This window comes from Spirillospora sp. NPDC052242, from assembly GCF_040679555.1.
Taxonomy (GTDB): domain Bacteria; phylum Actinomycetota; class Actinomycetes; order Streptosporangiales; family Streptosporangiaceae; genus Spirillospora.
This window is the reverse complement of the sequence record NZ_JBFAUZ010000056.1, coordinates 1-13,249: the sequence shown is the minus strand read 5'-3', so window position 1 is coordinate 13,249 and position 13,249 is coordinate 1. Positions and strand designations below refer to the sequence as shown.

The following is a 13,249-nucleotide window of genomic DNA, read 5'->3' as shown; positions in this document are numbered from 1 at the left end:
CCCTTACTTGTACGCCTCGGCGGCCGCGGACTCCAGCCGCTCCTGCGTCCCCTCGACGTCGGTCGGCTTCTGCACGAACTGGCGCAGCGCCTCCCACATGCCGTCGCCCGGGGTCGCGCCGAACGCGGCCGGCGTCAGGTCGGACATGTCGTAGCGGGCGGCGTCGCCGGCGGCCTGGAGCTGCTGGATGAGCTGCTTGGCGATCGGGTCGGAGTAGGCGTCCGGCGGCACGTTCTTGTTCGGGGTGAGGTAGCCGCCGAGCCCGGCCCAGGTCTTGCCCGCCTCGGGCGAGGCGAGGAACTTCATCAGCTCCTGGGTGCCCTTGTCGGCGGTCAGCGCGACGGCGACGTCACCGCCGAGGATCGCCGGCGCGGTGTCCCCGGCCTGCGGGAACGGGAACACCTTGGCGTCCGTGCCGACCTTGGCCTCGGTGGTGCCGATGTTGGCGGCGGCGAAGTCGCCGCCGTACACCATGGCGCCCTTCTGCTCGCCGAAGACCTGCGTGACCGACTCGTCGAACTTGGTCTTGGTGGCGGTGGCGACGCCGCCGTTGAGGAAGTCGGGCTTGCCCCAGATCTTCGCGAGCGTCGTCAGTGCGTCCGCGACGGTCTTGTCGGTCCACTTGAGCTCGTGCTCGGCGAGCTTGTCGTAGTTCTCCGGCCCGGCCTGCGACAGGTAGACGTTCTCGAACCAGTCGGTGAGCGTCCAGGAGTCCTGCGGCCCGGCGGCCAGCGTGAACGGGGTGGTGCCGGAGTTCAGCAGGGTCGTGGACGCCTGCGCCAGCTCGTCGAACGTCTTGGGGGGCTGGACGCCCGCGGTGGAGAACGCCTCCGGCGAGTACCAGATGATCGACTTGTAGGCGGCCTTGATCATCACGCCGTAGGTCTTGCCGTCGCTGGAGCCGAGCTCCTTCCAGTACGGCTCGAAGTTCTTCTCGACCTCCGCGACGACGTCGGCGCCGAGCGGCTTGAGCTTGCCGTCCCCGGCGTACTGCCGCATCAGGCCCGGCTGCGGCAGGATCGCCACGTCCGGCGGGTTGCCGGCCGACAGCCGCGGACCGAGGTAGGCGTCGGTGTTCTCGCCGGTGGAGGCGTAGTTGACGGTCGCGCCGCTCTGCTTCTCGAACGCGTCGAGGACCTTGCGGAAGTTCTCCTCTTCCGGGCCCGTCCACTTCGCCGCGACCTCGACCGTGACGCCCTTCAGCGGGCCGTCGCCGCCGCCGTCGCCCTCACCGCCGCCGTCGTCCCCGCCGCACGCCGCGGCGGACGACACCAGCATCCCCGCCGCGACGGCCGCGCCGAACGCCCGGCGGCCGAACCATGAGACCCTCATCCCTCATCCTTCCTGAGCGGACCGGCCGCGCCGTCTGCTCCCCAGATCGACGCGCCGGACTCGATATCGAAGAAGTGCAGGCGCCCGGTGTCGACGCGGATCGTCACCGGGTCGCCCGCCTTCACGCGGGTGCGGGGGCTGAACCGGGCGACGATGTTCGTGCGCTCCTCGCGCGCGCCGCCCGGCACGTCGGCTCCCGCGTCGCGGGCGAGCTCCTTGGTGTCCTCGGTGACGACCGGCGCCGCCTCGACCGCGAAGTGGACGAGCACGTCCGAGCCCATCGCCTCCACCAGGTCGGCGGCGGCCTCCAGCCGGGTCCCCTCGGGGGCCTCGGCGAGCTCGGCGTCCTCCATGTCCTCGGGGCGGACGCCGACGACGACGTCGCGCCCCAGGTAGGACGCCAGGGCCGGGCGCTCGGTCAGCACCGCGGGCGGCAGCGTCAGCGTCCGGGCGCCGATCTCCAGGCGCGGGTTCTCCGCGTCCCCGGTGAGGGCGCCCTTGAGCAGGTTCATGGCCGGCGATCCGATGAAGCCGGCGACGAAGAGGTTCGCGGGCCGGTCGTAGAGCTCCTGGGGCGGCGCGACCTGCTGCAGCTCGCCCTTCTTCATGACCGCGACCCGGTCGCCGAGCGTCATCGCCTCGGTCTGGTCGTGCGTGACGTAGATGGTGGTGACGCCGAGGTCGCGCTGCAGGCGGGCGATCTCGGCGCGCATCTGCACGCGCAGCTTCGCGTCGAGGTTCGACAGCGGCTCGTCCATCAGGAACGCCTGCGGCTCGCGGACGATCGCGCGGCCCATCGCGACGCGCTGCCGCTGGCCGCCCGACAGGTTGCGGGGCTTGCGGCCCAGATGCTCGGTGAGGCCGAGGATCTCGGCGGCCCGGTCGACCTTCTCGCGGATCTCGGCCTTCGGCAGCTTGCGCAGCGACAGGCCGAAGCCGATGTTGTCGCGGACCGACAGGTGCGGGTACAGGGCGTAGCTCTGGAACACCATCGCGACGTCGCGGTCGCGGGCCGGCACTCGGTTGACGACGCGGCCGCCGATGGTGACCTCGCCCTCGGAGATGTCCTCGAGGCCGGCGACCATCCGCAGCGCGGTCGTCTTGCCGCAGCCGGAGGGGCCGACCAGGACGAGGAACTCCCCGTCGGCGATGTGGAGGTTCAGGTCGGTCACGGCCCGCGTGCCGTCGGGATAGACCTTCCCGACGCTGGTCAGGTCGACCTCTGCCACGGCGTCTCCTCTTCTTCCGGCACGGGTTCCCGGCGCGTCCGGGCAGGTGGAAGCCCGGACGCAACGCGGGAGAAACGGTCACTACCCCGGCGTAACTTGAAACAAGGTGGTACATCGCGGAACGCCCCCACCGCAATACGCGGTGTGCCGGGGAACGCATTTGGTGCAGAGATCGTTATCGTCGCGATCCCGGCCGTTGATGGGCGTCTCGGCCGCGCCATTCATTGGACGTCCGAAATGCCGGGAGGGCGGGACGAAAACGTCCCGCCCTCCCCCGGTTGCCGATCGGAAAACCGGTCTTACCCGAATCGCCTGATCAGGCGGTGCGTCAGCCGACGATCACGAGTCCGCGCCCGGTCACGTTCATCGGCTCGTACCCGTCCTCGGTGCACACGACGATGTCCTCGATGCGGGCGCCGTGCGGCCCGGGGTAGATGCCGGGCTCGATGGAGAACGCCATCCCGGGCTCCAGCGGCTCGGTGTTGCCCGCGACGATGTACGGCTCCTCGTGCGACTCCAGGCCGATGCCGTGCCCGGTCCGGTGGAAGAAGTGCTCGCCGTGGCCCGCCGCCGCGATGACGTCGCGGCCCGCCGCGTCCACCGCCTCCGGCGTCGCCCCGGGCCGGACGGCCTCGCACGACGCGCGCTGCGCCTCCTCCAGCACCGCGTAGTAGGCGCGGTAATCGGCGGGCGGCTCACCCACGCAGTAGTTGCGGGTGGAGTCGGAGCAGTAGCCGGACGGCATCGTGCCGCCGATGTCGACCACGATCGGCTCGCCGGGCCGGATCTCCCGGTCCGACAGCTCGGCGTGCGGGTTGGCGCCGTTCGGGCCCGACCCGACGATCACGAAGTCGACCCTCTCGTGCCCCTCGGCGATGATGGCGTCCGCGATGTCGCGGCCCACCTCGCGCTCGGTGCGCCCGGGATGCAGGAACTCCGGCACCCGGCGGTGCACCCGGTCGATCGCGGCGCCCGCCTCGCGCAGCGCCGCCACCTCGGCCGCGCTCTTGCGCATGCGCAGCTCCCGCAGCACCGACCCCGCCGCGACCTGCTCGGCGCCCGGCAGCGCCGCCCGGAACCGCAGCGCCATGACCGCCCACATCCGGTCGGCGACCCCGATCCGCGCGACGTCCCGCGGCAGCCGGGCCGCGGCGAGCGCGAACGGGTCGTCGGTCTCGTCCCACGGCACGAACTCGATCCCGAGATCGCCGGCGGGCGACTCCTGCGCGGCGGGCAGCTCCAGCCGCGGGACCATCATGAACGCGTCGCCCGACGCGGGCACCACCAGGCACGTGAGCCGTTCGAGCGGCAGCGCGTCGTAGCCGGTGACGTAGCGCAGGTCGGGGCCCGGGGTCAGCAGTACCGCCCCCAGCCCCGCACCGGCCGTCGCCTCCTGAACACGGCCGAGCCGCTCGCGCGGATACAACTCCATCGTCACATCCGTCTCCATCTTCGCGGGCAGCGGCGCGCGCGTCCGCCGGGACGCCCGCCTCGCGGGACGTCCCCGGCGATGCGCGATCGCCGCTTCCTCCTCCCCTGTGACCTGGTCCTGTTACATTCTGCATGTGCTCCGACACAGGATTAGCCGCCTCGGATACGTCCCCAGCATCGCAAGAACCGGCGGACGACGCCGCCCCGGGCCGCCCCGCCGGCACGGCGGCTGACCGGGTGCCCGCGAGGGAGACCGGCCGCGCCGCCGGGCGGGCGGCGGGCCGGACCGACGCGAGACCGGACGCGCGGGCCGAGGCACGGGCCGAGTCACGGGCCGAGGAGCGCGCCGAACGGCTCCGGGCCGCACGGGCCGCCGCGCTCGCCGCCGGGGAGGCGGCCGCCGCCGACCGGCGGCGCCGGCGGGCCGCCGGGGAGCGCCGGGTCGCCGTCGAGCTGCAGCGCGCGGTGCTGCCGCTGCCCCGCGGCGTCCGCGACCTGCCCGGCCTGCGCGTCGCCGTCCGCTACCTGCCCGCGCGCGACGAGACCCGGGTCGGCGGCGACTGGTACGAGGCGGCGCCGATCGCCCCGGACGAGGTGCTGCTCGCCGTCGGGGACGTGTCGGGGCACGGCCCGGCCGCCGCCGCCGAGATGGCCCGGCTGCGCGGCGCCCTCGGCGGCCTCGCCCGCACCGGCGCGTCCCCCGGCGCGCTGCTCGGCCTGCTCAACGAGACCCTGGCGGGACCGGCCGACGCCCCCGGCGCCGCGGACCCGCGCACGGCGAGCGTCGTCGCCGCCCGGTACCGTCCCGGTCCGCGGCTGCTCACCTGGGCGCGGGCCGGGCATCCGCCGCCGGTCCTGCTGCGCGGCCGCCGCGCCCGCCCGCTGGACGCGCCCGGCGGCGTGCTGCTCGGCGTCCCGGGCGCGCCCCGCCCCGCCGACGCCGAGATCCGCCTCCGCCGCGACGACCTGCTGCTCCTCTACACCGACGGCCTCGTCGCGCGGCGCGGCCGGGAGCCCGCCGACGGGCCGGCGATGCTGTGCGCGGCCGCCGCGGAACGGCACGCCGCCCCGCCGGACGCCGTCGTCGACCACGTCCTGCGGTCGCTGGGCGCCGCGAACCCCGACGACGACATCTGCCTCCTCGCCGCGCGGGTGACGTGAGAGAACACGGAGCGTCGGACCCGCGTGGAAGGATGTGCGCATGAGCGGGCTGATGCTGCTGGACACGCCGTCGCTGTACTTCCGCGCCTTCTTCGGCGTGCCCGAGTCGGTCACGGCGCCGGACGGGACGCCGGTGAACGCCGTGCGGGGGCTCGTCGACATGATCGCACGGCTCGTCCAGGACCGCTCCCCCGACCGGCTCGTCTGCTGCATGGACGCCGACTGGCGGCCCGCGTTCCGGGTGGCGGCGCTGCCGTCCTACAAGGCGCACCGGGTCGCCGAGGACGGCGGCGACCAGACGCCCGACCCGCTCTCCGCGCAGCTGCCGATCATCGACGCCGTGCTCGACGCGTTCGGGCTGGCCCGCGCCGGCGTCCCCGGGTTCGAGGCCGACGACGTCATCGGCACCCTCGCGGTGCGCGGCGCCGCCGACGGGCCCGTCGACATCGTGACCGGCGACCGCGACCTGTTCCAGCTCGTCGACGACCGCGGCCCCGTCTCCGTGCTCTACACCGCGCGGGGCGTCCGGAACCTGCAGGTGATGGGCGAGAAGGAGGTCGCGGAGAAGTACGGCATCCCGGGCCGCGGCTACGCCGACTACGCGACGCTGCGCGGCGATCCCAGCGACGGGCTGCCGGGCGTCCCGGGGGTCGGCGACAAGACGGCGGCGGCGCTGGTCACCCGGTTCGGCTCGGTCGAGGGCATCCTCGCGGCGCTCGACGGGGGCGACGAGGGCTTCCCGGCGGGCGCGCGCAAGCGGATCGACGCCGCCCGCGACTACCTCGCGTCGGCCGAGACCGTCGTCCGCGTCGTCACCGACATCGAGGCGCCGGAGCTGGCCGCGCTGGACGACCGCCTGCCCGCGGGCGCGCGGGACCCGGAAGCGCTGGTGGAGCTGGCGGACCGGTGGAACCTCTCGAGCCCGGTGAACCGGCTGCTGAACGCCCTGGCGCGCTGATCTGCCCGCTCCGCACGATCCTCTCCGCACGGCCGCGCGCGGCACCGTCGGCGCAATCCGGACTACAAGTTGCACCGAAAGTGTCAGATGACGCAGACCGGCCGTGCCCGCGGGTGCAGCATCGGGAACGGTAAGGGGCTTTCCTTGGCACATGCATGCAGCACGCACAGCGCCGCGAGGCCGGTCGTGACCCCCGCCCGGCCGCGTCGGCGGCATGAACGGACCGGCACCCGGGGCTCTGGGCCTCACCGCCCCACTCCCCCCATTGCCGCGGGTGCCGGTTCACGCGTCCGCCCGGCCGCGCCCCCGGGGCGCGTCGCGGGTGCGGAAGGGGAACTCCGGTGAGCCCGGCGACGGCCCGCGCGGCGCGGAGCGCGGGCGACGGCTTCTGGGAGGACCTCGACGGCGCGCAGCGGACGGCGCTGCGACGGGCGGGCCGTCCCCGCTCCTATCCGGCCCGGGCCCCGCTGTGCTACCAGGGCGAGGACTCCGACCACATCATCGTGATCGAGGACGGCTGGGCGAAGGTCGCGTCGGCGACCGAGGACGGCCGCGAGATCGTCCTGGCCGTGCGCGGGCCGGGCGACCTGGTGTGCGAGAGCGCCGTGCTCGGCAGCCGGCAGCGGTCGGCCACCGTCACCGCGCTCAACGCGGTGCGGGCGCTCATCGTCCCGGCGGCGCGCTTCACCGCGTTCCTGGACGCCCATCCCGGGATGTGGCTGCTGGTCAGCGGGACGTTCGTGCGGCGCCTCGACGACGCCGACCGCCGCCTGCAGGCGACGGTGTCCGCCCAGGGCGCCCGGCGGCTCGCGCTGCTGCTGGCCGACCTCGCCGACCTGTCCGCCCGGCACGTGCCGCCCGCGGCGGGCGGCGGGATCGAGATCGCCCCGCCGCTCTCCCAGGGCGAGCTGGGCAGCTGCATCGACGCCTCCCGCGAGACGGTCGCGCGGGCCCTCGCCGTCCTCCGCGGGGCCGGCCTCGTCCGGACGGCCCGCCGCCGCATCACCGTCCGGGACCCCGAGGCGCTCCGGACCTTCGCCGAGAACGCACTGGATTGACGGCCGCTGCCGACACTCCACCCGCTGCCTTTACGTTGTAGATCACTAAAGATCCGGTTCATCGCGTCGTCGCGTCGCCGGGCGGGCGATGTCTCGTTGCGCCATCGCTCACTCGGTGTTGGCGGCCTCCAGGACGGGTACGGCCGCGGCGCGGCGCGCGGGCAGCACGGACGTCGCCAGGGTCGCGGCCGCCGCACCGGCCGCGACCAGCGGGAACAGCCACCACGGCGGGTCCGGGCGCAGGAACGAACTGCCGGTCGTCACGTGCAGCAGCGCCGACGTTCCCGTCGCGATCGCGAGGCCGAGCGCCGTGCCGAGGGCGACGACCGTGGCCGCCTCCCAGCGGACCATCGAGCGGATCTGCCTCGTGGTGGCGCCCACGGCGCCCAGCAGCCCGAACTCCCGGGTGCGTTCGGCGACGCCCAGCGACACCGTGGTCGCCATGCCGAACAGCGCCAGCAGCAGCGCCATGCCCACGAAACCGTACGTCGCCCGCAGCGGCCGGGTGAGCGAGTCCGACGCCGCGTCCACGTACGCGTCGCGGCCGAGGACGCGCGCCCCCGGCACCGCCGCGACGGCGCGGGCCAGCGCGTCCGGGGAGCCGCCCCGCACCAGGACCGCCCGGGTCGCGGCGTTGGCGTCGAGCCGGTCCATCGTCGCGGACGCCACCAGCGCCTGGTCGGCGAACAGGTGCGAGGGGTCGTGGTAGGCGGCCGCGACCGTGAGCGCGACCCGGCCCCCGGCTCCGCGCACGACGATCTCCTGCCCGCGCCGGAGCCCCCGCTGCTCCATGACGGCCGAGGCCAGCGCGATCTCCCCGGGACGGAGCGCGGGCGGACGTCCGCCGAGCCGCAGGACGTCGCGCAGCCCGGTCTGCTCGGCGCCGCTGACGAGGAGGGCGGACGGCTCGGGCTCCTCGTCCCGTTCGGCGCCGACCCGCGGCGACACCAGCGCGACCTCGGTCTGGGTGAGGGCCACGGCCCGCGACACCCCGGGCGCGCCCGCCGCGAGGGCGGCCACGTCGCGGGACAGCGGCGCGGGCGCCCCCTCGGCCGTCTTGGCGGTCGCGGCGATCGCGTGCTCGGCCGCCATGACGTCCCGTCCCGCCTCCCGGAACCGGTCGTCGACCGACGCCGTGACCAGCGCCACGGAGGCGACCAGCGCGACGCCCAGCATCAGCGACGAGGCGGCGGAGGAGACCCGGCGCGGGCTGCGGGTGATGGTGGCGTGCGCCAGGCGGCCCGTCTCCCCACCGATCAGGGTGCCGAGCCGGCCGACGAGCCCGCCCAGGGGCGCGACGAAGAACGGCGTGAGGACGGCCAGCGCCGTCACGGCGAGCATCGAGCCGAACAGGACCATCAGCGCGACGCCGAACGTCCGGTCCTGTCCGGGCGGATCGCCCGCGCGGACGGCCACCGCGACCGCCCACCAGAAGCACGCGCCGGCGAGGAGCGCGGACGCGCCCAGCAGCCGCGGCCACCGGCGTCCCGGAGTCTCGGCGACGCTGCTCCGCAACGCCTGGACGGGCGAGACGTCCGCGGCGCGGCGGGCCGCCCGCCACGCCGCCAGCTGGGTGACGACGATGCCGGCCGCGGCCGGGACCGCCGACGCGACCCAGCCGATCTGGGGGCCCGCGGCGGAGACGTCGAAGCCGTCCCGCGCGAACGACCGGGTGATCAGGGCGGACAGCGGGTGGCCGGCGGCCACGCCGCCCGCCGCGGCGAGCACGCCCAGCACCAGCGCCTCCAGGCGGATCAGCCGGTGGATCTGCCGCGGCGTCGCGCCGATCGCCCCGAGCAGCGCCAGCCGCCGGGTCCGCTGCCGCACCAGCGTGCCGAAGGTGTTGGCCACCACGAACAGGCCGACGAAGATCGCCACCGCGGCGAGCATGCCGACGACCCCGGCGATCGACGCACCCTCGCCCGCCGCGGCGGCGGCCTGCGCGTCCCGCACCGACTCCGCGGTCCGGACGGTCGCCGTCCCGCGCAGGTCCCGGGCCAGCTCGGCGCGCAGCCGCTCGGCGGACGTCCCCGGGGCGGCCTTCGCCCAGACGGTCCGCCAGACGCCCGCCGGGAGCATCGCGGCGCGCCGCACGGTCTCGGGCGGCGCCAGCACCAGGTCGCCGGCGGCGACCGCGCCCCGGCCCTGGACGCTCACGACCCCGGTGACCGTCGCCCGGCGCGTCTCGCGGGGCAGCGTCAGCGTCAGCGTGTCCCCGACGCGCAGGTCCCCGGCGCGCGCCATGTGCCCGACCACCGCCACCTCGCCGTCGGCGGCCGGGGCGCGGCCCGCCTCCAGCCGGTACGGGTTCAGCCGCGGGTCGGGCACCCAGGGGCGCAGCAGCGTGCCGCCCTCGGCCGGCGCCGTGATCGCCCGCCCGCCGGGCCCGGACGCCGTCACCGCCACCGCGGCGTCCCCGGCGACCGCCGCGACGCCCGGCCGGGACGCGACCCGGTCCAGCCGGATCCGGCCGTCGGGCGGCGCGTCCGGGTCGTCCGGGACGTCCGTGCCGCCCCGGACGAGGACGTCCGCGCGGAAGTACTCGCTCGCGTCGGCGCTCGACACCGCCTCCTGCGCGCGCAGCGCGAACTGCAGCGACCCGGCGATGAGCGCGACCGAGCCGAGCGCCGCCAGCAGCGTGGCGGTCAGCCGGGGCCACCCGTCGGCGAACGAGCGGCGCGCGATGAGCCACAGGGCGTTCCCCACGGTCAGCCCTCCGTCTTCCGCATGATGGCGTGCACGGCGTCGACGGTGGGCGCGGCGAGGTCGTCCACGATCGTCCCGTCGGCGAGGAACAGCACCCGGTCGGCGCGGGCGGCGGCGGCCGGATCGTGCGTCACCATGACCACCGTCTGCCCGTGGGCGTCGACGGCCGTCCGCAGGAAGCCGAGCACCTCGGCGGCGGAGCGGGAGTCGAGGTTGCCGGTCGGCTCGTCGGCGAACAGCACCTCCGGCCGGGTCAGCAGGGCACGCGCCACGGCGACCCGCTGCCGCTGCCCGCCGGACAGTTCCGAGGGACGGTGGCCGAGGCGCCCGCGCAGCCCGAGCGCGTCCACGATCGTGCCGAACCAGCGTTCGTCCGCGCGGCGGCCCGCCAGCCGTCCGGTGAGCCGGATGTTCTCCTCGGCGGTCAGCACGGGCAGCAGGTTGAACGACTGGAAGACGAAACCCAGCCGGTCGCGGCGCAGCTCGGCGAGCCGGGTGCGCGACAGGCCGGTGATGTCGACCGCGCCGATCACGACGGTGCCGGACGTCACGGTGTCCAGGCCGGCCAGGCAGTGCAGGAACGTCGACTTGCCCGACCCGGACGGCCCCATGATCGCGGTGAACCGCCCGCGCGCGAACGCCGCCGACACCCCGCGCAGCGCGTGCACCGCGCCGTCCCCGGTCCCGTAGGTCTTGACGACGCCGGTGGCGACCATGGCCCGCTCCCCGGCGTGCGCCTCGGGCGGCCCCGCGTTCCTCGCCGTCCCCGCATGCGGGGACGGGACGGGCGCGGCCGGTCGTCCTGGACGACGGAGCGGTGCTCGTCGGCGGGTCGGCTCGGGCATGTGTCTCCTCCGGTCGGTCGTCCAGCGGTGAATCACAAGAGATAATCTCATATGAGATTATATCAAGTGGTCCTAGACTGGGACCATGCTCGACGACCTGCTCGAACGCCTCCTGTCCGGCGAGGGCGGCCCCGCCGCCGACCACGTGGGGCTCGGCATGCTGCTGGCCGAGGCCCACAACCGGAGCCGGGAACGGCTCAACGGCGCGCTGCGCCCGCTGGGCGTGAACGTCCGCGGGCTCTGCGTGCTCCTCGCGCTGCCGATGTACGGCCCGGTCAGCCAGCGCGACCTGATCGACCGCATCGGCATCGACAAGTCCACGATGGTCCGGCTCGTCGACGAACTGGAGGACGGCGGGCTGGTCTCCCGCGAGCGGACCCCGCAGGACCGGCGCGCCTATTCGATCGTCCTGACGCCGCGGGGCGAGGAGACGCTGGCGGAGGCGCGGCGGATCGCGCAGGAGGCGGGCGACGAGATCTTCGGCGGGTTCACCGGTCCCGAGCGCCGCCGGCTCGTCGACCTGCTGCGCCGCCTCGCCGAGCCCGCGGCCTCCCCCGGTGCGGACGGACCTGGACCCGGCCCGCGCTGATCACCGATACCGGCCCGCGCACCAAGCGCCCGTGCTGCCGCCGTCCGGACGGTGCGGCCGCTCGCCGAAGAGCCCGCTCAGGGACGGCCGTGCACGGAGGCCGCGGGCAGGGACAGCGCGGGGGCCAGCCAGCGCTCGAGCATGGCGCGGAGCCATGCCTCGTCGTGCGGGGGCTCGCCCGGGTGCTGCAGCAGCGACGTCAGGAGCCGCATGATGATCTCGGCCAGGCCGTCGAGGTCGTCGTTCCCGATTCCGGCGGCCGCCCAGTCGACGGGGTAGCGCTGCAGCATCTTCGCGCCGTAGGCGATGGTGTCCGCGGTCGTGGCGCCGCGGCCGAAGGCGCTCGCGTCACCGAGCCGCAGCAGGAGGCTGAGGCGCGGGTCGGCGGGGATGGTCCGCACGCAGAAGACCATGCCCTCGACGACGGCCTCGGCCGGGTCGGTGACGCCCTGGAGGTGGGCGATCAGCCGGTCGACGAACGACTCGGCGCCCTGGGCCGCCACCTCGGCGATGATGTCGCTGATGCGGCCGAAGTGGCGGTAGACGGTCTGGCGGGTGACGCCGAGCTCGTTCGCGACGTCGGACAGGGTCGTCTTCGTGACACCGTGCCGCTCGATGCACCGGACGGTCGCGTCGACGATGCGCTGCCGGGCCTCGGCGTCCGACGCGGGTGGCCGCCCTCCCCAGCCGTGGTGCCCCATGGCCCTAGGATCGCACAGGCTCGGCCGTCCTCCGTGCGCCGGCCGCGCGGGACGCGGCCGCGATGAACGCCGTCGCGGCGGCGATGCACGGCACGACGTACCAGAGGCTGCCGATCGGCGTGCCCTGCTCGGTGACGCCGTCCGTCGCCGCGAAGTATGCCGGCAGTGCGAGCAGCCACAGGACGACGTGGACGCCGAGGTACAGCGCCGGGTAGATCCGCGCGAACAGCGGCGACGCCGCCGGGGACGGCTCGGCGCGCGTCGCGCGCCAGGCGTCCGCGAGCAGCAGCAGGCCGGCGATCCAGACCACGGCGAGTTCGGCACCGAGAACGGCCCGCTGGATCCCGAGCTGCTCCTCGCCGCGGAAGGCGCCGCTCGGCGCGCTCACGATGATTATCGCCAGCGGGGTCGCGGCGCCCGCGACGGCGGCGCGCCAGCCGATCCCGGGGCCGGTGAGCGTGCGCGGGCCGTCCTTCCCGCCGGTCAGCCGGACGACGAGGTACGTCATCGCGCCGAAGGACACCGAGGCGAACAGGAGCATGCTGTTCATCGGGACCGAGGCCAGCGCCGGCTGGTTGATCGTCTCGTTCTCGGTGTTCCACGCCCACCACTTCAGCTGCGGCCCGAGATGGTCGAAGATCTCGTAGAAGACCTGGCAGGCGAACGCGACCGCCACCGAGCCGGCCAGCGGGCCGCGCCGCGCGAAGACGCCCAGGACGCGGACCAGCTCGTAGGCGAGCTGCGACAGCGCCGGGTAGAAGGCCACGATGTAGAGCGGCAGCCGGTCGAACATGAACTGCACGGTGAACACGTTGTGGGAGAAGATGAACCCGACGTGCCCCTCCAGGCCGAACCACTCCGGGAAGTAGAGCGGCGGCTCGATCACGGCCAGGTAGACGACCGACGCGAACCACAGCGCGATGTTGGCCGGGTCGCCGTCGCGCCGCCACCGCCGCCACGCGTGGACGAGCGCGAACACCGCGCCGCCGATGACGAGCAGTTCCAGGACCGGCATCGTGCCGCTCTCGAGGCCGAACGGGTTGCGCAGATCGACCACCGGTTCGGTGTCGTGGCAGGAGAAGCCGAGTCCCTCCGCGAGGCGCTCGGCCGCGGTGCCGCAGGTGTAGTCCATGCGTGGCTCCTCGGGATGCTCTTATGGATGTCAAGCGGCGAGTTCGAGATCGTGAGCGGTGATGATCTGGAAGAGCTCGCGTGCGACGTAGCGTTTGAGGCACCGGA

11 protein-coding genes are annotated in these 13,249 nt (G+C 74.8%); 4 read left to right on the top strand and 7 right to left on the bottom strand.

All coding sequences use genetic code 11. The annotated features are described in order from the left end of the window. Positions 1 to 3 precede the first annotated feature (3 nt). The 3 genes from AB0L25_RS34255 to AB0L25_RS34245 all read right to left on the bottom strand — a co-directional run bounded on the left by AB0L25_RS34255 (position 4) and on the right by AB0L25_RS34245 (position 3,993). Positions 4 to 1,332: an ABC transporter substrate-binding protein gene (locus tag AB0L25_RS34255; RefSeq protein WP_500176914.1), complete on the bottom strand. Its 1,329-nt coding sequence runs from the start codon at positions 1,330 to 1,332 to the stop codon at positions 4 to 6. Further along, positions 1,329 to 2,561, bottom strand: coding sequence for an ABC transporter ATP-binding protein (locus tag AB0L25_RS34250; RefSeq protein WP_500176913.1), 1,233 nt, complete (start codon positions 2,559 to 2,561; stop codon positions 1,329 to 1,331). Before AB0L25_RS34250 ends, AB0L25_RS34255 begins: the two co-directional genes overlap by 4 nt. Before the next feature lie 328 nt (positions 2,562 to 2,889). After that, complete coding sequence (locus tag AB0L25_RS34245) at positions 2,890 to 3,993, bottom strand: M24 family metallopeptidase (RefSeq protein WP_500176912.1); 1,104 nt, start codon at positions 3,991 to 3,993, stop codon at positions 2,890 to 2,892. Positions 3,994 to 4,229: 236 nt separating this feature from the next. Between AB0L25_RS34245 and AB0L25_RS34240 the strand changes: the two genes are divergently transcribed. The 3 genes from AB0L25_RS34240 (at position 4,230) to AB0L25_RS34230 (ending at position 7,169) form a co-directional block, all read left to right on the top strand. Further along, entirely contained in the window at positions 4,230 to 5,153 is a 924-nt protein-coding gene (locus AB0L25_RS34240) for a PP2C family protein-serine/threonine phosphatase (protein WP_500176911.1), read from the top strand. A 40-nt stretch (positions 5,154 to 5,193) separates the two neighbouring features. Then, positions 5,194 to 6,111 carry a 5'-3' exonuclease gene (locus AB0L25_RS34235; RefSeq protein WP_500176910.1) on the top strand — a complete coding sequence of 306 codons (918 nt, stop codon included), beginning with the start codon at positions 5,194 to 5,196 and terminating at the stop codon, positions 6,109 to 6,111. Between the two features lie 341 nt (positions 6,112 to 6,452). Next, positions 6,453 to 7,169, top strand: coding sequence for a Crp/Fnr family transcriptional regulator (locus tag AB0L25_RS34230; protein WP_500176909.1), 717 nt, complete (start codon positions 6,453 to 6,455; stop codon positions 7,167 to 7,169). A 108-nt stretch (positions 7,170 to 7,277) separates the two neighbouring features. On the opposite strand, the gene AB0L25_RS34225 is transcribed toward AB0L25_RS34230, so the two are convergent. Then, positions 7,278 to 9,875, bottom strand: a complete 2,598-nt coding sequence (locus AB0L25_RS34225; RefSeq protein ID WP_500176908.1) for an FtsX-like permease family protein — start codon at positions 9,873 to 9,875, stop codon at positions 7,278 to 7,280. A gap of 2 nt (positions 9,876 to 9,877) precedes the next feature. Continuing rightward, a complete protein-coding gene (locus AB0L25_RS34220; protein ID WP_500176907.1) occupies positions 9,878 to 10,591 on the bottom strand; it encodes an ABC transporter ATP-binding protein in 714 nt (237 codons plus the stop codon). 214 nt (positions 10,592 to 10,805) lie between these two features. Here AB0L25_RS34220 and AB0L25_RS34215 point away from each other — a divergent pair, with 214 nt between their 5' ends. Further along, positions 10,806 to 11,309, top strand: a complete 504-nt coding sequence (locus AB0L25_RS34215; protein ID WP_500176906.1) for a MarR family winged helix-turn-helix transcriptional regulator — start codon at positions 10,806 to 10,808, stop codon at positions 11,307 to 11,309. Positions 11,310 to 11,386: 77 nt separating this feature from the next. Here the strand turns inward: AB0L25_RS34215 and AB0L25_RS34210 are convergent, their stop codons facing one another. After that, the gene (locus tag AB0L25_RS34210; protein WP_500176905.1) at positions 11,387 to 12,010 is read right to left on the bottom strand and encodes a TetR/AcrR family transcriptional regulator; all 624 of its coding nucleotides are present in this window, start codon (positions 12,008 to 12,010) and stop codon (positions 11,387 to 11,389) included. 4 nt (positions 12,011 to 12,014) lie between these two features. Further along, positions 12,015 to 13,142, bottom strand: a complete 1,128-nt coding sequence (locus tag AB0L25_RS34205; RefSeq protein ID WP_500176904.1) for a hypothetical protein — start codon at positions 13,140 to 13,142, stop codon at positions 12,015 to 12,017. Positions 13,143 to 13,249: the final 107 nt, after the last annotated feature.

What these genes read in the sequence shown, in the direction of transcription:
- AB0L25_RS34205 (WP_500176904.1), bottom strand. Translation starts at nt 13,142, where the DNA reads ATGGACTACACCTGCGGCACCGCGGCCGAGCGCCTCGCGGAGGGACTC.
- AB0L25_RS34255 (WP_500176914.1), bottom strand. Translation starts at nt 1,332, where the DNA reads ATGAGGGTCTCATGGTTCGGCCGCCGGGCGTTCGGCGCGGCCGTCGCG.
- AB0L25_RS34235 (WP_500176910.1), top strand. Translation starts at nt 5,194, where the DNA reads ATGAGCGGGCTGATGCTGCTGGACACGCCGTCGCTGTACTTCCGCGCC.
- AB0L25_RS34245 (WP_500176912.1), bottom strand. Translation starts at nt 3,993, where the DNA reads ATGGAGTTGTATCCGCGCGAGCGGCTCGGCCGTGTTCAGGAGGCGACG.
- AB0L25_RS34220 (WP_500176907.1), bottom strand. Translation starts at nt 10,591, where the DNA reads ATGGTCGCCACCGGCGTCGTCAAGACCTACGGGACCGGGGACGGCGCG.
- AB0L25_RS34210 (WP_500176905.1), bottom strand. Translation starts at nt 12,010, where the DNA reads ATGGGGCACCACGGCTGGGGAGGGCGGCCACCCGCGTCGGACGCCGAG.
- AB0L25_RS34215 (WP_500176906.1), top strand. Translation starts at nt 10,806, where the DNA reads ATGCTCGACGACCTGCTCGAACGCCTCCTGTCCGGCGAGGGCGGCCCC.